The sequence below is a fragment of the Bosea sp. AS-1 genome (assembly GCF_002220095.1).
Lineage (GTDB): Bacteria > Pseudomonadota > Alphaproteobacteria > Rhizobiales > Beijerinckiaceae > Allobosea.
Window position 1 is genome coordinate 5,022,388 of record NZ_CP022372.1, and the last position, 16,670, is coordinate 5,039,057.

A 16,670-nucleotide genomic window follows, 5' to 3' on the forward strand; every position below is an offset into this window, starting at 1 on the left:
TCCGTATGAGCCTGTATCAGAGGGTCGCTTATATCACGCCGGATGGCGCAATCGATGTCATCCCGCAAATGCAGGGCAACGGCAGCCTCGGCACTGGGCTTTTCGTGACGAAGCGTACGTTCCTGTACAATAACTACGCAGGAAATGCAGGCTTTTACACTCTCGACAGGCAGGGCCTCATCTCCTTAATGGCCAATGATTATGCCACGCCGTGGGGCACGCCCTATGCGGATGGCGGCTACCGCGTCGTGACTGAAGTTGACGGGACCATGGACCCGTTGACGTTCCTCCAAGCGATGTCCTCCCTTTGCTCTTACGGGGCATTCGATGAGGGTCAGTCTCAGGCCCAGCTTTTGACCATTGCGAAGTCTCGCCCGGTCGAAATGCGATGCGGGCTCACAACCGCCTTCGTGCGCGGCTGCGCGCCTTCTGTCGGCGTCGAGACGCGGCAGGTGCACCTTATGAGCGTGTCTCGGACGAACGGCTTCGATGATGGCCATATCGCTCTTGAAGCAAAGGTCGGGGGGGCCTGGAAATTCTTCGATGTTCCGAATGATCGGGGATGGGCAGACATCTCAGGGCAGTTGCTTTCCCTTGCCGACGTTGTGGTAGCGCGCCCGTCGAATTGCGTTCCCGTTAAACTCGCCGAGTCCCGCGTTGGCCGCGCAACGGCTGGCGCGACCTGTTGGTTGTCGGCGTTCTACGAGGCCATGTTCCGATCGCCCGCGATGGTTTTGGACTGGTGCGAGCGGGTGTACGAAGTGCCCGGCATGGCGATGCCCAATGGCGGGATTTGCTGGGGCGTTCCCCCAGGCCTTGCCAGCTACACCACTCAGATCGCGAACTACCCCGGCACAAACGGGACTTGGACTGCACTGCCGTTCAGCCAGTGGCGCTCCACCTTCTACTGATCCAACTTCCACCTCCTCACGGAGCATCCATGACACGTCAATTCTTCACGGCCTCCGCGGCGAACCCGCGGGGCGCTTTCGCGCGCCAGTTCGGTGGGCGTTCCTGGATCTATAATATCGTTCTTGCGGCCAACACTCAGGCCAATATTGCGATCCCCGCCGGGGCTAAGGCGGTAGATTTTTCGTTCAATGGCGACTTCTGGGCAGTGGATGGCGTATCCGGTACGACGACCGTTGCGGTTCCGTCGAGCGGTCAGAGCGCGAATGGTGCTGAACTCAACCCGGCCCTTCGTCACATCAGCGACTACCTAGAAGATGGCACGACCGCCGTTACACACATCTGCCTTGTGTCTGGCGCGGCTTGCTCTGGGTCCGTTACTTTCTTCAAGGCCTAAAGCATGTCGGCATTTTCCAGGGGAGGACTTTTCAGCAAGGGCGGCGCTTTCGGGAAAGGCGGCGCTTTTGGGAAAGGGGGGGCATTTTCTGGCGCGTCAGGTGGCGGAAATACTCCCGCAGGACCGCAAGATGCCATACTCCCAACCCCGTCTTTCGGCTCCACCAATCTGCTCGCATGGAGCAATATCGCCAAGACCTGGAAGGATTGGAACGGCGTCGATCAGGCCTCTGTCTATTACGACACTGTCGCCTTCGACACCGTGTCGGCCGTGGAGGATCTGAGCGGTAACGGCTATGGCGTGCGCCGCGGAGACAAGGCGCTGCAGCCACTCAAGGGAGCATCGGGCGGCGCCGTCACCGATATCGCCGGCCATTCGCTTCTGATGGAACGGCTTTCGCTCCTGAACGGCCTCGGCAAGCTCTCTGGCTGGATGCGGGTCAAGCCGCGCAGTGATCTCGCTGTGACGGGCTCGAAACGTTGCCTGATCTGCATTTCGGAAGCGCCGTCCAACGCCTCTCCACCTGGCAATGGATCGGCCGCAGAGCGCTTCGCTCTGTACATCAACGGGACAACTTCGGGCCGCCGGCTCTATGCTATCCTATCTGCAGCGGACGGTGCCCAGAAGACGACGACGATCGCCTCCGGCCCGCAACTCACGAACGACGCCTTCAACACGGTGGGCTTCGAACTTGATTGGACGGGCGCGCAGGCCTCTATCTCGCTTTATCTCAACAGCACGTCTTCCCCCTACACCGAGGCATGGACACCGGCCGAAACAGCGCCGTGGTCGTTCAATACGCCGGATAGCGTCGTGATCTCGATTGGCGACAACGGACAGAACAACAGCCCCAGCCTCTGCGAGATCGCGGGCTGGGTCTTCAAGTCCAATATCGACGCCACGGAGCGCGGCCAGATGAAGGCCGAGATGGATGGTGCGGCATGACGCAATACATTCGCCCCGCCATCGCTGTTCCGGCCGTCGCCGCAGCCGTCGCCCAGGCGCAAGGAGGCGAGGACAAGGATCAGCGCAGCCTTCACCGCCGCTTGTCTGCTCTGTTCGGCCCGATGCCTGGCACGACGCAGTATGGCACGATGCGCGTGCTCAACAGCACCGAATACGATCTGGCTGTGCCCGATTCCGTATACAGCGCCGCAACAGCGCTCGGTCTGGATGTCTCGGACTTCCGCTACAACTCGACGACGGCGCGCGGCTCCTATGGCAACACATCGACCATCCCGTACCTGAAGAATGACGGTCTGCGCCGCCAGGTGATCATTTGCGTTGGAGATAGCCGCTGCAATTCATCGATCGGCGGCGTATCCACGAACGCGCAGGATCAGATGTGGGCGCAAGGTATCCAGACGAACGGACTGCCGACTTTCTTCTCTTCGACGACATCGTCTGAGAAATTCGCCCATAACCACAGGTGGGCGCACGGCAAATCCCGCCTGATCTGGAATTTCGGCCGGGACAGCGGGCGCCTCGTCAACATCGCTGGCTGGACCTACACCATCGGCTTCAACTGGCTCGACAATATCGAGCAGATGGTCGACATGGTCGTCGGGCCGCGCCAGCAGCTCGTCATCGCGATCCACGACACGAACGATATCCCCTATGGCAGCACGAACGGAAATCCCGGCCTCGCCGCGGTCCCCGTCGGAACGCCGGGCGCGACCTACACCGGCACGATCAACTATATCGACAGCTGCCTGAAGCCGTTCATCGCCGCCTTGAAGACGCGCTATGCCGCCGTGGCTGATCTCGTCTTCGTGCATTGTGGGATGTACGCGCGCGGCGCGGGTGTCGGCACGACGGACCCGGTTCTATGCGCCAAGAACGTTGAGGTGATGAACTACCTCAAGGCGAACAAGGCCATTCTCGGGATCAAGTTCGGCATCGACACGACGCAGATTGCGGCGTTGTCGCCCACGACACCCGCCAATGTACTCAACCCGACGATCTTTCAGAACGACACCGTCCACCTCATGACCCCAGGCAACCAGGAGATGGACGGCCCGAAGGGCGCGCTGTTCGATCGCTGCCTCGGCTATGCGCCAGATCCGGCCTTCGCCGGTCTGGTCTACTAATCCACTTCATCAGCGGATCACCACCATGAACGAGGCCTCTGTCGAGGCCGCGCTGCGCAAGCTTGGCTATGCGCCTAATGGTTGCCCTATGCGCCGCATGCAGGTGCTCAAGGCATTCCAGACGGCGCATCGCCTGCGCGTTACCGGCGTGGCTGACCCCAAGACGATCAAGGCGCTCCAAGCCGCAATGGCGGCCGGGCAACCAGCATTCAGGAAAGAACCGTGAAGCTCGTCACTAACTGGCGACGGGTGCTGAAGAGCGCCTGGAGCCTACACACCAACATCCTGATCGTCATCGCCTGCGCGCTCGATTCAGGAATGACCTACTGGGTCGACGGGCGTGTATCGGCCAGCCTTTTCGTCGGTGTCGCGTCAGGCTTTGCTGCAGCCACTCGCCTGATCAAGCAGGACAAGGTTTCGGGGGGAGACCAATGAGCCGCGTCAAGAAAAGCGCGCAGGTCGCTGTCCTGACTGCGGCGCTGATCGGCGGCTTCGAGGGACTTCGCCAGAATGCATACCCCGATCCCGCAACCAAGGGCTATCCGTGGACCGTCTGCTACGGCGAAACCAGAACAATCGACGGGAAACCGATCCGACCAGGCATGAAGTTTTCCGTCGAGGAGTGCAAGGCGATGCTTCTGGCCCGAGCCGATGAGTTCGGGACTGCAGTAGAGCGTTGCGTACCTTCGGCCAAGGACATGTCCCCGAAGCGCTACGTCGCGCATCTAAGCTTGGCCTACAACATCGGCACCGGGGCTTACTGCAAATCCAGCGTCGCTCGCCTGCAAAACGCCGGCCAGCCACGCGCTGCCTGCGATGCTTTCATGAAGTGGAACCGTGCGGCTGGCGTCGTGTTCCCAGGCCTCACGCGCCGTCGCGCCGAAGAGCGGGCCATGTGCCTGGAGGGCCTGTGATGCTCGCCTTTCTCATGGCTCGCGCCAGCAAACCGATAATCTATGCCGCCATTGCTCTTGGCGCTCTACTCCTGGCGGGACTCGGCTTTTGGCGCGGTTTCGCGGCCATCGAGCGCATGCAGGACAAGGCGATCAAGGTAGCCGTCGCACTGAACAATGCCCAGTGGCAGGCGCAAATTCAGGCAGCCAACGACAAGGCCAAAGCCGAGCGCGAAGCACAGGCAAAGCAGGCCGAAGAGGCATCCCGGCAAGCAGCCGAAGAAATCTCCCGCCTTACCAATGAAAACGCAGATCTGGAGCGCCGCAACCGTGATCTTCCGAACCCTGACGCTTGTGGCCTTGACGCTGATCGCGTCCGGTTGCTCAACGAGAAGCGATAAGCCGACAGTGAAGGTCGAGTTCATTCGTCCCGACATTCCAGCAGAGGCTCGCATTGCCTGCCCGAAGCCGGTTCAAACCGAGATCAGGCGCCTTTCTGCCGCGGAAACCTTCCGCTTCTGGAACAAGGACCGGACATCCCTGAAAATCTGTGAGCAGCGCCGCAAGGCGGCCGTAGCAGCCGCTGATGAGGCGCGCTGATGCCGGTTACGATTGAGCTTGTTGGCTATATTTCCGCTGCAATTGGCGCTCTTGCCTTGGTCTGGTTTCGCATCGAATCGCTTGTGAAGGTGTCTCGACGCGAACTTGCTGCCGATACAGCGTCCGTCGAGGCAGAGCTTCGCGCCCTCGGAACAGATTTCAAGAACTACCAGACCCATGTCGCAGAAACCTATGTTTCGCGGCAAGGCATGAAAGAGCAGATGGTTCCGCTCTTCGAGGCGGTGAAGGATGTTGGCAATCAGGTCCGTCACCTCAATGAACGCCTCGACCGCGTAATCGAAACGCGCCCGGCCTCGCGCCGATCCTCCTCTTCCTGAACCGAAGGAATCACCACCATGCGGAACCTGCATATCGCGGGATTGCTGGCGCTCGCCTTCCTCATGGCAGCATGCAGCACTGCCGCCAACACCAAGCAGGCTGGTCATACCGTCAAGCTCGTCATCGACGCAGGCGGACATGGCTCCGGCGTTCACATCGGCAACGGCTTCATCGTTACCGCGGCGCATGTCGCGTCGGACCAGGCTAAGATGACGGTCAAGGCTGATGACGGCTCGTCCCGCGAAGCCACAGTGCTGTGGGTCAACAAGAAGTACGATGTCGCGCTTCTGCGTATGAACCCTGCAGAGAAGATCGGCGTTGCACGCCTGTCCTGTCGTGAGCCGCGCATGAACGAAAAGCTTCATGCTCGTGGAAACCCTGGCAACATCGAGTTCGTGACGACCAATGGGCGCATGAGTGGCAAAGTCCGCGAGGTCGGCCCCTGGGCCTCGGTCTTCGTATTCGACGCCACGGTAGCCCCGGGCATGAGCGGCGGTCCGGTCTTCGATACCGACGAACACGTTGTTGGTATCACCGTTGGACTGATGATTGTGCCGCTAGGCTTCAGCCCCGGACTCGTCCCGATCTCGTACATCGTGCCGGCTAGCACGGTGTGCATGCTCATGGGCCGCGCATGACGCCGGGCGTGACTGACGAGGTCTTGGCTGAGACGCTTGCTGCTTATGAAGCATGCGAGCGCAATCAGACAAAGACGGCTTTGGCATTGGGTCTGTCTCGAGGCGGACTGCAGAGCCGGCTGCATCAGGCTGCAGCTCGTGGGATGATGGGCACGAAGCCAGTTCTGCCCGGCTTCGAAATATCCAAGACGACTGCGGTGATGGACGAGTCCGGCCGCATCGTACGCGAGTTCATACAGCAGCGCCCGGAGCGTAGCGAAGGTGCCACAGTACCCGAAGGGCACATCGTCAAGGGCATCTCAACCCTAACGGACGGCGCCGGCAAGATCGTGGCCCAGTGGACCAAGACCGCGCTGGACACTCAGGCGCAGATTGATGCCATCCAGGCTGCGGCGCAGGCGTTCAAGGACGATCTGCCCAGGGCAAAGGCGATCAAGGCGCCAAAGGCCAGCCACGCTGAACTGCTCAACATGTTCGTCGTCACCGACGTTCACATGGGCATGCTGGCCTGGCGCGAAGAATCTGGCGCTGACTACGATCTTGGCATTGCCGAAAAGCTCTTGCTCGACTGGTTTACCGCGGCAATCGATCTGGCCCCGAACGCCCACACTGCCGTCTTGGCGCAGCTTGGGGACCTATTGCACCACGACGGGCACGAGAGCGTCACCCCGACACATCGCCATGTTCTGGACGCAGACTCGCGACTACAAAAGGTCATCCGCGTCGTCATCCGTACGGTACGCCAGATCATTCGCATGCTGCTCGAGAAACACCAGCATGTTCATGTCGTGATGGCCGACGCAAACCACGACCCTGCATCTGGCGCGTGGCTTCGCGAGCTATTCGCGGCGTTCTACGAGGACGAGCCACGAGTGACAGTCGATAGCACGGCCAGCACCTATTACGTCTACGAGTGGGGTGAGACGTCTCTGTTTATGCACCACGGGCACCGTAGGAATATCGGCAATGTCGACTCCGTCTTCGCGGGCAAATGGCGCGAGATCTATGGCCGGACGAAATACAGCTATGCCCATATTGGGCATCTGCATTCGGACGAGCTCAAGTCCACGAACCTGATGAAGGTCGAGCGCCACGAGACTCTGGCCGCGCCGGATGCCTATGCCGCAAATGGTGGGTGGTTGTCTGGCCGATCGGCAAAGGTTATCACCTATTCGAAGCGCTGCGGAGAGGTGTTCCGGTCGACGCTTTCAGCCGAGATGGTTTCAGGCTGGGTGAGGGATGCTGCATGAGTGCGCATGACCGCTATCCACCGCCCCAAAAAGCCGAGCTCGTGACATTCTGGACCCGCGAGGGGCAAACCGTCATGAGCGTCGTCGCGGCCGGCAAGGTGCAGGATTTCGAAATACCGCTGCACGTCATGGAAGGAGCAGGCCGCAGAGCACTGGAGACTCTGCTGAAAGCGTGTGGCGATAAAAGATAGAATCAATGCCAAATGGCATTCAAGGCTCAGTCGCAAGGCTGGGCCTTTTTTGTTTCTTGACTCCGCGCTGCCCGATGCCAGATCGGAAGGCATGTTCGCCGGCCCCAACCGCCACACGCTCTACATGCACGATGTCCCGCTCCTCTGCGAATGCAAGGACTGCGGGAGAAAGGCGGCTGTTGAGTGCGGGATGCAAAGCAACATGACGCCGCTCGCGCGGATAAGGGTCGTCTGCAGCCATTGCGGGAGCCGGAATGTCTGGCGCGGCATGGCCCACAATAAGGCGCGGACGGAAGAATGGCTTGCCGGCGATCTATCGCGGGCGAAGCTTGAGCCGCCGCACAAGGACGCTCTGTCGCGCGGCGTGCCTGACTATCGCCAAGCCCCTGTCCAGATTCCCCATGCTCCAACCGCGACAATAGCCGCGATCAGCAGGAGCATATGAGCATCCCGGGGCTGGCGCATCACTCCCCCTGCGCCCGGATGGCTGCGGCTTCGATCGCATCTGACAACGGATCGCCCTCCCAGTCAGCAGGCATGCACTTGCGCCATTCTGCATGCCTCGCCTTGATCGCAGCGAGCGCGGCTTCTGCGGCTAGGGCGCGGGCTTCGAGAGCGCGGCATCCGTCGCGGTAGCAGCAGGCGTTGAGCGGGATGTTGACGCCGTCGATCAGGTGGGCAGCGAGGCGCCCTTTCTCAGAGCCTTCCCGATAGGCGTTGTTCAGATCCTTGCGGGTGATGCGTTCGCCATTCTCATGGTGCAGCGACTTCTCCGCCAGGATCGGGGCGAAAAGGTCGAGGACGGCGCGAGCCGCGGAGGTGGCGATGTCGTCGCGTTCGTGGCGCCAAGCCGAAGTGGTGTCCGCGTGGAAGCGAAGCAGCAGATCCTTGATCTCCTCCTCGCTCGGCATCGCGGCTGGGGCTGTGGGGTTAGCGGTCATGGGCGGACCTCCCGAAGCTGTAGACTGATCTTACGCCGTCCCAGAATGGTGTGCGGGCATAGAGGATACCGCCGAGCACGAAGCCCTGTACGAACGTCAGCAGCATTGCGAGAACCGCGAGCCATTCAGGCATCTTCCCCTCCCGCCGCAGCGAGCATGGCGCGGTAGCCAGCCGCCTGACGTTGATCGCGTGGCAGGCCATCGGATAGTGTTACCCTCATTGCAGCCATGCCGGATTCGATCATCGCCTCTGTCGGCTCCTTCGGCACGAGCACCCACCCCTCAGCCTCTCCGGTAGAGCCGGGTCGGAGGGCTTGGAGGATGCGTTGTGCCGCTTCCTCAAAGCCCATGATATGATGCGCGACAACAGCCGGTGCGAGCCCGCTCGCGTCGACCTTGATCGTATCGCGCAGGATCTGGATCAGCGCCTTCTCATCGATCATGGCTGGACTCCAGGGCGGCGCGGCCGGCGGGGGTGATCGCAAAGCTCGGGGATGAAAGCGCGTGCTCCCTCTTGTCGACGAGCCCGAGTTCATGGAGCCGCATGATCGGCTTGTAGGTGGCCCACAGGTGCATCCGTGAATCGCGCTCGGACAACTCGACCAGCAATTCCCGCTGCGCCTTCGTCAGCTTCTCAGCCATGTCCTTCGTTCTCCTTGGCGGGGCGGGGGTGGGTTGGCCAAAGTCGCTCAGCAACGGCCGGATGCTTCTCCCGCATCCAATCTCTCTCACCGTCTTCGATGTCGTCATCTGCAAGGAAGTGCAGGTCGTCGGACCAATGCGCGTCGCGCAACTGGTAGTTTAGATCTTTGAACGCGGCTTCGCATTCGAAGTGGGTTCGGTCGGCAGCAAAGACGCCATCGTAAATCTGAACTGTCGAACGATGGCGTGTACCAATTGCGATCTCGGCCCGGCAATGGGCGCACTGGTGCGGTTTGCGAGCGACGACATCTTTGTCAAACAGGACAGCGTCAGACATCACGCCCCTCCTTATCGGTGGCGAGACAGGCGCGGATGCGGGCCTCGTAGTCGGCTTGGGCTGCGGCTTTGGCTTGGTCGAGCGTGTCGAACCGCGCGGCTAAGTGCGTACAATCGTGCGCGACGTGGTAACCATCGAACTGGGTGCTGATCTCGTAAAACGTGCCCAGCGCCGTTTCCGCGTCCCAGCGATCGACTTCGCCTTCAGTCTCATATTCGTCCCACTCCAGCGCCTTCACCCCCTGCGCGCTCTCCACCGCAGCGGGAGCGGGATGCGCGTAGAGGGGAGTCTGCCTTACCCAGTCGACGGGGTCCCAGCGCTGTTTATTGGCCAAGACGTTGGCTGCATCGATGGCGTCCCTTGTCATGTATGATCCGCCGCCCGGATATTTGACCGGGTAATCCGGCGCCTTGAACTGCCACTCGGTCAGCCAAGCCACCGGCTCAGCGGCAGAGCTGGACGGAGACAGGGCGGCGGGTCTGCCGTTCGGGAACAGCTTGAGCCCGGCATTCGCCATGTTGGTGACGGGCTGGTCCGTCGACATGTTGGCGATCCAGTCGAGGATGTCCCAGAGCTTCGCCTCTCGCACATCCCCGCCCGCAGGCGAGGAGGGCTTGGCGATCAGCGGCAGCAACGTCGCGACGGCGATGCTCGCCTCGGGCAGGTAGTCACGCCAAAATGTCTCGACATACTGCGCGGCGACCGCATCAGTATCGCCCATTCGCTGCTTCGACAGACAGATGGCTCGCGCGACCTTCTCTTCCAGAGCATCAGTCATCGCCAAGCACCTCGTCGATCAGCGGCAGCAGATTGCGAGCGTCCGAGCGCAGCGGCTCATGGTGGATCGGCCAGCGATTGAAGATCGCGCCCTCGTTCTCCTTCGCCATGTTGAACAGAACCGTGTGGCACCGTCCGAGGACGGTCAGAGCTTTATCGAGCAACTTCTGCGTCGCATCCGCCTCGCCCCCAGCCTCCGACCCGCTCGTCGCGGCCGGGGGGATGGAGGCGATGGAGAGCAAGGCGTCTTCCAAGTTCTCGACGCTATGCTGCCGAGTGACTGGGCAATCACCTTCAGAGTGCCGGGCCTTCACGTCCGCAACGATGGCCTGAGCGATTTCCAAAAGCATGGTCAGGCCCTCCTTCGGTTGCGGATTGTGGTAGCGTCCGGCACGTTCTGGCAGGAGCAGTAGTCGTCCGAGCCTCGGCACGAACAGCGCGCGGCTTGCTCCTTTTGCTCTGCATCCGTCAGGCAAGCGGCAGTCTCCTTTGCCACTTCTGGATGTTCAGGCAGCGGCATCCATTTCAGCGGGACGATGTCGGAATGGAAGACGTTGCCGCTGGCCCACTTCCATACGCCATCGAGGACCATGGCCTCGCCAACCCAACCGCCAGTGGTCGCGACCAGAAGCCATTCGTCCTCTGGCGCGCTGTCGATCGTCTGCCAACCTGCATCCACCCCGCTCGCAGGGGCTGGGGCGGAGGCGAGATCGGCTCGGATGTATTCAGTCGGCTCGTCTTGATCGTCGCCTTCTGGCCAGACCTTATCTTCGCACCAAGTGCGCTCATCGCCTGCGAAAGGCTGGCTCCGGTCAATGGGTTCAAGCCAGATGCGTGGCGGGTCTTCGCGCACCGCCTCATCGCGCGTGGGGGTGGCCTCGGGGGTGGGGCCCCCGAGGAACCAGCCAGGCTCGCGCTTGGGGGTGTTGAGATCGGGCATCGTCTTGGCGCTGACCGCATGGATCTCGCCATCGAACGGAGGCTTAGTCTTCATGGCTGATCTCCACGCTGATGTTGGATAGTTCGGATATGCCGGTGCCGACCCAGAACCCGGCCGCAGCAATGCCGATGGCGAGGAAGACGGAACACCAGATCAGAGCTTCAGGCAGTGCCATCCCCATCCTCCCGGCTGCCAGAAACGAGGGCGGCCTTGGGCTCAGCGCTGAAGAAGCGGTCGCCTTTGCCGTTCGGGCGCACCGTCATGTGCTCGAAGCCCATCCGGTTGCCGAGGGCTTCCCACGCCGCGTTCGCGTTCTCCTGCTGAGAGGCCGGGCGCATGCCGCCGACAATTATGTACGGGACGGGCTTCATTGCATCGAGAAGCCCCTTGAGGTCGGCTTCGGTCATCTCATAGTCACGGCGCGCCATTTCGGCCTCCCAACATGACAGCGTTGATTTCGGGATTGTCGGTTGCAGCGAGGACGCGGCTGATAAGCTCGTCCTTCGAAATGCCATCTGGCGGCAGGTATGCGCCCGTCGCGTCGGTCACGGACTTAATTGCCGCACGCATGACCTCCGCCCCTTTCCGCAGTGAGGAGAGGGAGGGCGAGGCAGGATCATTTGTGGCATCCGCGAGACCGGCAGGGCCGTTCTCCAGAGCCGATTGAGCGGAGAGGCTGAGCAATTCGACGATACTGGCGGCAAGCTCGTCAGCGTTGGTCAGAATGGCGTGGTCGTTGTAGTGCTCACCACGCACCTCAGCGTTCTCGTCGATCAAATCGGCGATTTGATCGCGCAGGCTCTTCATTGGTTCAGCCATGGGCATCACTCCTCCGCGGCATCACTGACAGATCGACAAAGCGAGGATCGCCGAACCCCTTGAACATGAGGGTGAAAGCTAGACGGCCCTGCGGCTTCGCAGACGCTGGCCGGTGCGGCCGCATCAGATCGCAGGCCTCGGCTATCCGGTTGACGACATGCTCGGGTTCGCTAGCGGTTTCCGTCCACGGCACGGCCAGCAAATCCAGGTCGCGCGTGAAACTGCCGTGCATCATCAGCGCGTAACCTTCAGACCACGCAATGCAACGAGCTATCGTGAAGACCCGCGCATAGTCGGGATCGATTATGCCGTAGGGCGTTGCGGTAGCTGGGTCCGGCTCGCGGATGCCAGCTACTAATCCTCTCAACCTCTCGATCTCTTCCCTCGCCTCCGACAAGGAGAGGGACTGAGACGAGAGGGCGGAGGCTGCTTCGTGCAGAACGCGGTGCGGCCATGCGATTGACGCGCTCGGGTGCCCAACACATGCGGCCCGCAACCGCGCGATCAGGTCAGAGTGATCGGTCATGCGGCCCTCCCGGATGTCACAAAGTCTGGGTGCGCAGCGGTCGAGACACAGGAATTGTGGCGCCCGGCTTTCCTCGCAATGACGAACGCACCCCACTGGTCGGCAATCGCCGCAGCATGGCCGGGCGTGAACCTGGAGCGCGCCATGCGACGCTCTTCCGGGTCCTTGGTCGGGGCCATCTGGAAGACCTCGTCGCGGGCTGTGGAGCCATCGAGCAGGCCGGTCGGCTTGAGCTTCGGCAGGCCACCCTTCGTCCACCAGCACGTGGCCTTCTTCACGTTGTCCGGGCCGGCATGGTCGGTCGCGAACCACCATGGCTGCACGGTCTGATCTGGCTTGCCGACCAGGAGCTGGGCATAGCCAAGCATCACCGGGTTTTCCCAGGCAGCGAACTCGACCGGGCATTGCTGCATGTGAAGCCAGAACGCATGCGCGTCCCGCAGCATGTCGATGAAGCGGCCTTCGTCGATGCCGTTCTCCTTCTTCATCCCACGATAGAGATGCTTGGCGCCGGAATTCGCCATGTAGGTGCAGGTGCGGTGGTAGATGGCCAGATCCCAGCCATCGCCCTCGATGTCGGCCCAGTCGCCCCGGTAGTGCGGGCCGGGGGCAGCCGTCGCGGAGAAGTCGCAGGACATGGCGTCGTGGCCGCGCGCGATGAACGCGTCACGGATCGTCCCGCTATATTCCCCGCCGATGAGGACACGCAGCCCCCTCATGACCTCTCCCTCCCTTCAGAGAGGGGGTTTTTTGGGGTGGCATCCGCGCGATTCCGGCCAGAACTCTCAGGATGTTCAGGCAGCGGCATCCATTTCAGCGGGACGATGTCGGAGTGAAAGACGTTGCCGCTGGCCCACTTCCATTCGCCTTCGATGACCATGGCTTCGCCAACCCAGCCGCCAGTCGTCGCGAGGAGAACCCATTCGTCCTCCGGCGCACTGGCAAGATCTCGCCACGGACTGAGCTGCGGCAGCGAAGCCGCCACGAACTCGACAACTGAACGCGCCTTGTCGTCGTGACGGCGCCGCATCGAAGGCGTCATGAAGTCACGGTCGTCGCCCGACATGTTTGGGTTGCCGCGCCAGCCAGCGGCCAACAAGCGGCTCGTCTGGTCAATCAGGCCTTCGCGCCCCCTCCCATGATCCGAGAACGAGACGGGGGTGGTGAGGTCAGACATGCTGGCCTCCCGTGGCTTTGGAGAGGGCGGCTTCGTCTGCCGGGATCATCTGGATCATGCAGGGCTCGGGCCTCGTTTCGACCCAAGGCTTGCCGTTGGGGTCGATTACGAAGACCGGCAGGCCCCCGAGATGTTCGCTGTCCCAGGTAGAATGCGCGCCATCGCGATAGGGCTTGTCGTTCGGAAGCGGGAACATTCCGCCGCCGCGCCGTGTGCGCCCCAACTCGACGGCCATTTCGCCCTTCGCGTTTTCCGCCTTGTCTCGACGGATGTCGTGCTCGCGTAGGCCGATCACTAGCTCATAGATAGCCACCCATGGGTATTCGCCCGTCTGGTCAGGCACCCATCGAAACTGGAGACGCGGCGTAGGCAGCCCCCTCCCAGAACCATCCGGGAACGGCGCCTTCTCGGGGTGGGAGGCGCAACCGGGTATATTCCCGGGTACAGCAGAAAGTGAGCCGCTCAAGCCCCCTTCCCTATCAAGCTGTTGGCTCTTCTCTTCGGCGGACGCCCTGTCCGCCAGCTGATTTCATTTCCCAGGCGATTTATGTGTCGAGGCCATTCCTCGGGGTTTCCGTTGGTTCATGGCTGAAGACGATGCTCTCGCAATGCGGGAAACGTTGATAGTCGAGCTGGCGCTATAGCCACTTCAGCACACCACCCAAGGTTACTTGGGTTCGCCACGAAAGCCGCGATAGCACGCCCCCAATGAGAGGCTGAGGCTGGGTCCTTTGCCGACCTGCGGAACGCGCAGCGATGCCTGTCATGACGGTCGAGCGGTGGACGACTAGAAGGTTCGCTCGATGAAGAGCTGTGCCGAGCTCTGCCGGCCGGAGAGGCTCGCCGCACGTCCGTTCCCAGCGAGGTCGAGCTTCTGCCAGGCAAGCGACCCTTCGAGGCCGAGACGCAACCCCTCGACCGGCGTCCAGATCAGATTCGCTGCCACGCGGTCGATCTGGATCCGGCCCGCCAACCCCGTGGGGTTCGGCACCGAAAGCCGGTAACGGCTGATATAGGCGTTGCTGGACCATTCATCCGTCCATTCGCGCCCGATCGCAACGACCCCGTTCCAGCCGCGCGTCGTCAGGTCGCCGGCAAGGACTGAAAAGGTGGTACGCTGGTCGAGCCGCGAGCCGAGATAGGGAGCGGCGTTCACCGCGCCGGCAATCTGGGCCGTCAGCGTCAGCGGTCGGTCCAGCAGCGTCCGTTCCCAGGTTGCCCCGAGAATCGCAGCTCGGCCGACGCGGCGTGAGCCGCCGGCGCTCGGCACCTCCCGCACGGCGATGCCGCCATGCAGCGTCAGCCCATCCTGTTCATAGACGAGGCGCACGACACCGTCTGGGTAGCTGTTTCCGACGGGGACCGCGGTGCGCCGGTCGACAGCGACATCCTCGGCCGAAAGCGACAAGCTGAGCTGCTCGGTCAATTGCCGCTCATAGCCGATCAGTCCAACGGTCCGGCTCGGAATCCGCCCGATGAAGGCGAAGTCGTCGCCGGCCCAGAAATCGAAACGCGAACCTGCCAGCCCGAAGACGAACGCCCCGAGCGTGATACTGGCCTCGCTCATCGTGAACGCGCGGCCATCCTCGCTGGTCGTGTCAGCGGAAAACTCGAAGGCACTCGCGAGATACTGGCCGTCGGAGAGGATTTGCCCGGTCTCGATCCGGAAGGTCGAGGTCAGCGGGAAGCTGGTGGCGTTTTGCGGCACCTGCCCGGTCGCCCGTGCCAGTGCATTCGCCTTGTAGTCGTCGCGCTGGATTCCCGCATTAACGGTGCCGGACACTGCGATGCAGGTGCCAGAGCCCGGCGAAACGAAGCCGCGGGGGCTATCATCCTCCTCATCTTCGTCCTCAGCGTCATCGTCATCGCTTGCGGCGATGGGTTTGGGCGCGGCGGGAAGCGAAAAAAGCGGGCTCGGATCTGGAGGGGAGATCCTGCAGCTGCGCAGGAAGAGCGGAGGCTTGCTCGCGGCTTGCGCGGGTGGGCCCGTGAGCATGGCGACACATAGGGCGGCCAGCGGGACAGCGCCGCGCTCGCTTATGGCGAGCGCTACCGCGGAAAGCCGAGGCCGCGGCGAAACCGGCGATACGCCATGGTCGTCGAGCGCGAAGCGTTTCCCGATGGCCATGGCGCAGCGGATTCTAGCGCAGCGGCGGGGCGTAGAGGACGCCGCCCATGCTCCAGAGCTGGTTGAGCCCGCGCGGAATGCCGAGCTTCGAACCGGTGCCGAGATTGCGTTCATAGATCTCGGCATAATTGCCACCGGCCTTGACGGCGCGGATCGCCCAATCGGCATCGAGGCCAAGCGCCTTGCCGAAACCGCCCTCCATCCCGCTGAATCGGCGCACGTCCGGCTTCTGCGATTTGAGCGCCTCGTCGAAATTGGCGCCGGAGATGCCGAGTTCCTCGGCATTGACCAGCGCAAAATTCACCCATTTCACCACGGTGAACCAGGGAAAGTCGTCGCTGCGCACCACCGGTCCCAGTGGTTCCTTCGAGATCACATCCGGCAGCACGATGGCTTCGGCCGGCTTGGCCAGCCTGAGCCGGTCACCGTGCAGGGCCGACTGGTCGCGGGTCAGCACGTCGCATTGCCCGCCCTCGAAGGCGGCAAAAGCTTCCGCCGCGCTCGGATAGACCTTCTCCTCAAAGGTCATGGAATTGGCCTTGAAGAAGTCGGCGAGGTTGAGTTGGGTGGTGGTGCCGGCCTCGACGCAGATCTTGGCCTTGTCGAGCGAGAGCGCGGTATCGACCTTGAGCGAGCGCTTCGCCAGGAAGCCTTGGCCGTCATGATAGGTGATGCCCGCGAAGGCCAGGCCCAGCTCGGCCTCGCGGCCGAGCGTCCAGGTCGAGTTGCGAGCCAGCAGGTCGACCTCGCCACCCTTCAGCGCGTTGAAGCGCTGGCTCGCGGAGAGCGGCGTGAATGCGACCTTGCTCGCGTCACCCAGCACGGCAGCCGCAACGGCGCGGCAGAAATCGACATCGAAGCCGCGCCAGTTGCCCTGAGCATCCTTTTCCGAGAAGCCGACCACGCCTTCGCTGACGCCGCATTGCAGGGTGCCGCGCTGCTTCACCGTATCGAGCATTCCAGCGTGGGCATGAACGGCGAGGCCGCAAAGCACGGCGAGGCCGAGGCCAGAGCGGCGAATCCATGAGGCCTTCGACATGTCTGTCTATTCCTTTCGCAGATCGACGGAAGCGGCG

At 62.2% G+C, this 16,670-nt stretch carries 30 protein-coding genes; 13 read left to right on the forward strand and 17 right to left on the reverse strand.

Annotated features, from left to right (window positions below):
- The first annotated feature begins 5 nt into the window (after positions 1-5).
- From CE453_RS25635 to CE453_RS25695, 13 genes are read left to right on the forward strand one after another with little or no spacing between them, the layout of a single operon-like run.
- Positions 6-911 carry a hypothetical protein gene (locus CE453_RS25635; RefSeq protein ID WP_089177162.1) on the forward strand — a complete coding sequence of 302 codons (906 nt, stop codon included), beginning with the start codon at positions 6-8 and terminating at the stop codon, positions 909-911.
- Positions 912-940: 29 nt separating this feature from the next.
- Positions 941-1,306, forward strand: coding sequence for a hypothetical protein (locus CE453_RS25640; RefSeq protein WP_089177163.1), 366 nt, complete (start codon positions 941-943; stop codon positions 1,304-1,306).
- Between the two features lie 3 nt (positions 1,307-1,309).
- Complete coding sequence (locus CE453_RS25645; protein ID WP_157733188.1) at positions 1,310-2,251, forward strand: hypothetical protein; 942 nt, start codon at positions 1,310-1,312, stop codon at positions 2,249-2,251.
- A complete protein-coding gene (locus CE453_RS25650) occupies positions 2,248-3,396 on the forward strand; it encodes a hypothetical protein (protein ID WP_089177165.1) in 1,149 nt (382 codons plus the stop codon). Before CE453_RS25645 ends, CE453_RS25650 begins: the two co-directional genes overlap by 4 nt.
- A 25-nt stretch (positions 3,397-3,421) precedes the next feature.
- A complete protein-coding gene (locus CE453_RS25655) occupies positions 3,422-3,622 on the forward strand; it encodes a peptidoglycan-binding domain-containing protein (protein WP_157733189.1) in 201 nt (66 codons plus the stop codon).
- Positions 3,619-3,831 carry a DUF7940 domain-containing protein gene (locus tag CE453_RS25660; protein WP_089177167.1) on the forward strand — a complete coding sequence of 71 codons (213 nt, stop codon included), beginning with the start codon at positions 3,619-3,621 and terminating at the stop codon, positions 3,829-3,831. The genes CE453_RS25655 and CE453_RS25660 overlap by 4 nt, the downstream gene beginning before the upstream one ends.
- Positions 3,828-4,310 (forward strand): lysozyme, encoded by a 483-nt coding sequence (locus CE453_RS25665; RefSeq protein WP_089177168.1) that lies wholly within the window; start codon positions 3,828-3,830, stop codon positions 4,308-4,310. The genes CE453_RS25660 and CE453_RS25665 overlap by 4 nt, the downstream gene beginning before the upstream one ends.
- Entirely contained in the window at positions 4,310-4,690 is a 381-nt protein-coding gene (locus CE453_RS28805) for a hypothetical protein (RefSeq protein WP_157733190.1), read from the forward strand. The genes CE453_RS25665 and CE453_RS28805 overlap by 1 nt, the downstream gene beginning before the upstream one ends.
- 7 nt (positions 4,691-4,697) lie before the next feature.
- Positions 4,698-4,889 carry a hypothetical protein gene (locus CE453_RS25675; RefSeq protein ID WP_198302212.1) on the forward strand — a complete coding sequence of 64 codons (192 nt, stop codon included), beginning with the start codon at positions 4,698-4,700 and terminating at the stop codon, positions 4,887-4,889.
- A complete protein-coding gene (locus CE453_RS25680) occupies positions 4,889-5,227 on the forward strand; it encodes a hypothetical protein (protein ID WP_089177170.1) in 339 nt (112 codons plus the stop codon). Before CE453_RS25675 ends, CE453_RS25680 begins: the two co-directional genes overlap by 1 nt.
- A gap of 18 nt (positions 5,228-5,245) precedes the next feature.
- Positions 5,246-5,866, forward strand: a complete 621-nt coding sequence (locus CE453_RS25685; RefSeq protein WP_089177171.1) for a S1C family serine protease — start codon at positions 5,246-5,248, stop codon at positions 5,864-5,866.
- The gene (locus CE453_RS25690) at positions 5,863-7,116 is read left to right on the forward strand and encodes an oxidoreductase (RefSeq protein WP_089177172.1); all 1,254 of its coding nucleotides are present in this window, start codon (positions 5,863-5,865) and stop codon (positions 7,114-7,116) included. Before CE453_RS25685 ends, CE453_RS25690 begins: the two co-directional genes overlap by 4 nt.
- Positions 7,113-7,307 (forward strand): hypothetical protein, encoded by a 195-nt coding sequence (locus CE453_RS25695; protein ID WP_089177173.1) that lies wholly within the window; start codon positions 7,113-7,115, stop codon positions 7,305-7,307. Before CE453_RS25690 ends, CE453_RS25695 begins: the two co-directional genes overlap by 4 nt.
- Before the next feature lie 464 nt (positions 7,308-7,771).
- Here the strand turns inward: CE453_RS25695 and CE453_RS25705 are convergent, their stop codons facing one another.
- From CE453_RS25705 to CE453_RS25775, 17 genes are all read right to left on the reverse strand, one after another.
- Positions 7,772-8,248 carry a hypothetical protein gene (locus CE453_RS25705; RefSeq protein WP_157733191.1) on the reverse strand — a complete coding sequence of 159 codons (477 nt, stop codon included), beginning with the start codon at positions 8,246-8,248 and terminating at the stop codon, positions 7,772-7,774.
- Entirely contained in the window at positions 8,238-8,381 is a 144-nt protein-coding gene (locus CE453_RS28810; RefSeq protein ID WP_157733192.1) for a hypothetical protein, read from the reverse strand. The genes CE453_RS25705 and CE453_RS28810 overlap by 11 nt, the downstream gene beginning before the upstream one ends.
- Positions 8,374-8,691 carry a hypothetical protein gene (locus tag CE453_RS25710; RefSeq protein ID WP_089177176.1) on the reverse strand — a complete coding sequence of 106 codons (318 nt, stop codon included), beginning with the start codon at positions 8,689-8,691 and terminating at the stop codon, positions 8,374-8,376. Before CE453_RS25710 ends, CE453_RS28810 begins: the two co-directional genes overlap by 8 nt.
- Entirely contained in the window at positions 8,681-8,890 is a 210-nt protein-coding gene (locus CE453_RS25715) for a hypothetical protein (protein ID WP_089177177.1), read from the reverse strand. The genes CE453_RS25710 and CE453_RS25715 overlap by 11 nt, the downstream gene beginning before the upstream one ends.
- Positions 8,883-9,227: a hypothetical protein gene (locus tag CE453_RS25720; RefSeq protein WP_089177178.1), complete on the reverse strand. Its 345-nt coding sequence runs from the start codon at positions 9,225-9,227 to the stop codon at positions 8,883-8,885. Before CE453_RS25720 ends, CE453_RS25715 begins: the two co-directional genes overlap by 8 nt.
- Entirely contained in the window at positions 9,220-10,005 is a 786-nt protein-coding gene (locus tag CE453_RS25725) for a hypothetical protein (RefSeq protein ID WP_089177179.1), read from the reverse strand. The genes CE453_RS25720 and CE453_RS25725 overlap by 8 nt, the downstream gene beginning before the upstream one ends.
- On the reverse strand, positions 9,998-10,354 hold the full coding sequence (locus CE453_RS25730) for a hypothetical protein (protein ID WP_089177180.1): 357 nt from the start codon (positions 10,352-10,354) through the stop codon (positions 9,998-10,000). Before CE453_RS25730 ends, CE453_RS25725 begins: the two co-directional genes overlap by 8 nt.
- Before the next feature lie 2 nt (positions 10,355-10,356).
- A complete protein-coding gene (locus CE453_RS25735; protein ID WP_089177181.1) occupies positions 10,357-10,998 on the reverse strand; it encodes a hypothetical protein in 642 nt (213 codons plus the stop codon).
- Positions 10,988-11,119 carry a hypothetical protein gene (locus tag CE453_RS29510; protein WP_282568766.1) on the reverse strand — a complete coding sequence of 44 codons (132 nt, stop codon included), beginning with the start codon at positions 11,117-11,119 and terminating at the stop codon, positions 10,988-10,990. Before CE453_RS29510 ends, CE453_RS25735 begins: the two co-directional genes overlap by 11 nt.
- Positions 11,106-11,372 (reverse strand): hypothetical protein, encoded by a 267-nt coding sequence (locus tag CE453_RS25740; protein ID WP_089177182.1) that lies wholly within the window; start codon positions 11,370-11,372, stop codon positions 11,106-11,108. The genes CE453_RS29510 and CE453_RS25740 overlap by 14 nt, the downstream gene beginning before the upstream one ends.
- The gene (locus tag CE453_RS25745; RefSeq protein WP_157733193.1) at positions 11,359-11,763 is read right to left on the reverse strand and encodes a hypothetical protein; all 405 of its coding nucleotides are present in this window, start codon (positions 11,761-11,763) and stop codon (positions 11,359-11,361) included. The genes CE453_RS25740 and CE453_RS25745 overlap by 14 nt, the downstream gene beginning before the upstream one ends.
- Positions 11,756-12,289: a hypothetical protein gene (locus tag CE453_RS25750; RefSeq protein WP_089177184.1), complete on the reverse strand. Its 534-nt coding sequence runs from the start codon at positions 12,287-12,289 to the stop codon at positions 11,756-11,758. Before CE453_RS25750 ends, CE453_RS25745 begins: the two co-directional genes overlap by 8 nt.
- On the reverse strand, positions 12,286-13,008 hold the full coding sequence (locus CE453_RS25755; RefSeq protein WP_198302213.1) for a hypothetical protein: 723 nt from the start codon (positions 13,006-13,008) through the stop codon (positions 12,286-12,288). The genes CE453_RS25750 and CE453_RS25755 overlap by 4 nt, the downstream gene beginning before the upstream one ends.
- Entirely contained in the window at positions 13,005-13,466 is a 462-nt protein-coding gene (locus CE453_RS25760; protein ID WP_089177185.1) for a hypothetical protein, read from the reverse strand. Before CE453_RS25760 ends, CE453_RS25755 begins: the two co-directional genes overlap by 4 nt.
- Positions 13,459-13,779: a hypothetical protein gene (locus tag CE453_RS25765; protein ID WP_157733194.1), complete on the reverse strand. Its 321-nt coding sequence runs from the start codon at positions 13,777-13,779 to the stop codon at positions 13,459-13,461. The genes CE453_RS25760 and CE453_RS25765 overlap by 8 nt, the downstream gene beginning before the upstream one ends.
- A 474-nt stretch (positions 13,780-14,253) precedes the next feature.
- Complete coding sequence (locus CE453_RS25770) at positions 14,254-15,720, reverse strand: porin (RefSeq protein WP_349236632.1); 1,467 nt, start codon at positions 15,718-15,720, stop codon at positions 14,254-14,256.
- On the reverse strand, positions 15,608-16,633 hold the full coding sequence (locus tag CE453_RS25775; protein WP_089177188.1) for an amino acid ABC transporter substrate-binding protein: 1,026 nt from the start codon (positions 16,631-16,633) through the stop codon (positions 15,608-15,610). The genes CE453_RS25770 and CE453_RS25775 overlap by 113 nt, the downstream gene beginning before the upstream one ends.
- Between the last annotated feature and the right edge of the window lie 37 nt (positions 16,634-16,670).

Excerpts from the sequence above, each read along its gene's own strand:
- CE453_RS25680 (WP_089177170.1), top strand. The coding sequence starts at position 4,889 with ATGCCGGTTACGATTGAGCTTGTTGGCTATATTTCCGCTGCAATTGGC.
- CE453_RS25775 (WP_089177188.1), bottom strand. The coding sequence starts at position 16,633 with ATGTCGAAGGCCTCATGGATTCGCCGCTCTGGCCTCGGCCTCGCCGTG.
- CE453_RS29510 (WP_282568766.1), bottom strand. The coding sequence starts at position 11,119 with ATGGCACTGCCTGAAGCTCTGATCTGGTGTTCCGTCTTCCTCGCCATC.
- CE453_RS25645 (WP_157733188.1), top strand. The coding sequence starts at position 1,310 with ATGTCGGCATTTTCCAGGGGAGGACTTTTCAGCAAGGGCGGCGCTTTC.
- CE453_RS25725 (WP_089177179.1), bottom strand. The coding sequence starts at position 10,005 with ATGACTGATGCTCTGGAAGAGAAGGTCGCGCGAGCCATCTGTCTGTCG.
- CE453_RS25740 (WP_089177182.1), bottom strand. The coding sequence starts at position 11,372 with ATGGCGCGCCGTGACTATGAGATGACCGAAGCCGACCTCAAGGGGCTT.
- CE453_RS28805 (WP_157733190.1), top strand. The coding sequence starts at position 4,310 with ATGCTCGCCTTTCTCATGGCTCGCGCCAGCAAACCGATAATCTATGCC.
- CE453_RS25745 (WP_157733193.1), bottom strand. The coding sequence starts at position 11,763 with ATGGCTGAACCAATGAAGAGCCTGCGCGATCAAATCGCCGATTTGATC.
- CE453_RS25720 (WP_089177178.1), bottom strand. The coding sequence starts at position 9,227 with ATGTCTGACGCTGTCCTGTTTGACAAAGATGTCGTCGCTCGCAAACCG.
- CE453_RS25705 (WP_157733191.1), bottom strand. The coding sequence starts at position 8,248 with ATGACCGCTAACCCCACAGCCCCAGCCGCGATGCCGAGCGAGGAGGAG.
- CE453_RS25650 (WP_089177165.1), top strand. The coding sequence starts at position 2,248 with ATGACGCAATACATTCGCCCCGCCATCGCTGTTCCGGCCGTCGCCGCA.
- CE453_RS25655 (WP_157733189.1), top strand. The coding sequence starts at position 3,422 with ATGAACGAGGCCTCTGTCGAGGCCGCGCTGCGCAAGCTTGGCTATGCG.
- CE453_RS25770 (WP_349236632.1), bottom strand. The coding sequence starts at position 15,720 with ATGCCGAGATCTATGAACGCAATCTCGGCACCGGTTCGAAGCTCGGCA.
- CE453_RS25760 (WP_089177185.1), bottom strand. The coding sequence starts at position 13,466 with ATGTCTGACCTCACCACCCCCGTCTCGTTCTCGGATCATGGGAGGGGG.
- CE453_RS28810 (WP_157733192.1), bottom strand. The coding sequence starts at position 8,381 with ATGCCTGAATGGCTCGCGGTTCTCGCAATGCTGCTGACGTTCGTACAG.
- CE453_RS25750 (WP_089177184.1), bottom strand. The coding sequence starts at position 12,289 with ATGACCGATCACTCTGACCTGATCGCGCGGTTGCGGGCCGCATGTGTT.
- CE453_RS25715 (WP_089177177.1), bottom strand. The coding sequence starts at position 8,890 with ATGGCTGAGAAGCTGACGAAGGCGCAGCGGGAATTGCTGGTCGAGTTG.
- CE453_RS25735 (WP_089177181.1), bottom strand. The coding sequence starts at position 10,998 with ATGAAGACTAAGCCTCCGTTCGATGGCGAGATCCATGCGGTCAGCGCC.
- CE453_RS25710 (WP_089177176.1), bottom strand. The coding sequence starts at position 8,691 with ATGATCGATGAGAAGGCGCTGATCCAGATCCTGCGCGATACGATCAAG.
- CE453_RS25690 (WP_089177172.1), top strand. The coding sequence starts at position 5,863 with ATGACGCCGGGCGTGACTGACGAGGTCTTGGCTGAGACGCTTGCTGCT.
- CE453_RS25635 (WP_089177162.1), top strand. The coding sequence starts at position 6 with ATGAGCCTGTATCAGAGGGTCGCTTATATCACGCCGGATGGCGCAATC.
- CE453_RS25640 (WP_089177163.1), top strand. The coding sequence starts at position 941 with ATGACACGTCAATTCTTCACGGCCTCCGCGGCGAACCCGCGGGGCGCT.
- CE453_RS25730 (WP_089177180.1), bottom strand. The coding sequence starts at position 10,354 with ATGCTTTTGGAAATCGCTCAGGCCATCGTTGCGGACGTGAAGGCCCGG.
- CE453_RS25685 (WP_089177171.1), top strand. The coding sequence starts at position 5,246 with ATGCGGAACCTGCATATCGCGGGATTGCTGGCGCTCGCCTTCCTCATG.
- CE453_RS25665 (WP_089177168.1), top strand. The coding sequence starts at position 3,828 with ATGAGCCGCGTCAAGAAAAGCGCGCAGGTCGCTGTCCTGACTGCGGCG.
- CE453_RS25755 (WP_198302213.1), bottom strand. The coding sequence starts at position 13,008 with ATGAGGGGGCTGCGTGTCCTCATCGGCGGGGAATATAGCGGGACGATC.
- CE453_RS25695 (WP_089177173.1), top strand. The coding sequence starts at position 7,113 with ATGAGTGCGCATGACCGCTATCCACCGCCCCAAAAAGCCGAGCTCGTG.